The organism is Pseudomonas sp. K5002 (assembly GCF_013386655.1).
Lineage (GTDB): Bacteria > Pseudomonadota > Gammaproteobacteria > Pseudomonadales > Pseudomonadaceae > Aquipseudomonas.
In genome coordinates, this window is the sequence record NZ_JACARK010001749.1 from 1 (window position 1) to 446 (window position 446).

The 446-nt window shown below is 66.8% G+C and carries 1 protein-coding gene; it reads left to right on the forward strand.

Annotated elements, in window-relative coordinates:
- Positions 1-446 (forward strand): hypothetical protein (locus HX846_RS39080; RefSeq protein ID WP_178967684.1); only part of this gene is annotated, 446 nt, incomplete at both ends.

Sequence of the window (446 nt, forward strand, 5' to 3'; positions counted from 1 at the left end):
TGGGCCTGGGCGCCGAGATTCGCGGCTATGGCGTCAGCGCAGGCGGCACCCTGACCTTGCAGGCCAACAAGGTGCAGATCGGCCAGAGCCCGCAGGCGCCGGATGCCAAGACCTTGCAGTTGGCCGGGGATTTTTTCAACAAGGGTTTTTCGGCCTATGACATTACCGGCAACGAAGGATTGCTGGTCGCCGATGGTACTCAGGTGGATGTGAACGTGCCGGCCTACCGGCTCTCGGAGCAGGCCGCCACGACGCCGGGTGGCGGCGATGCGGCCAGCGTGATGGAGCGCTGGACCCCGCCGCTTTACCAGGAAGACGCGAGCAAGGGCGTACTCGGCCAACGCCGTGGCGCCAGCCTGACCCTTTCCGCCGGCCACCTGGAGTCGCCTGCCGAGCAACTGCCGACAACCGCGCTGGTGGTCGGCAAGGGCGCGGTGATCAGCGTC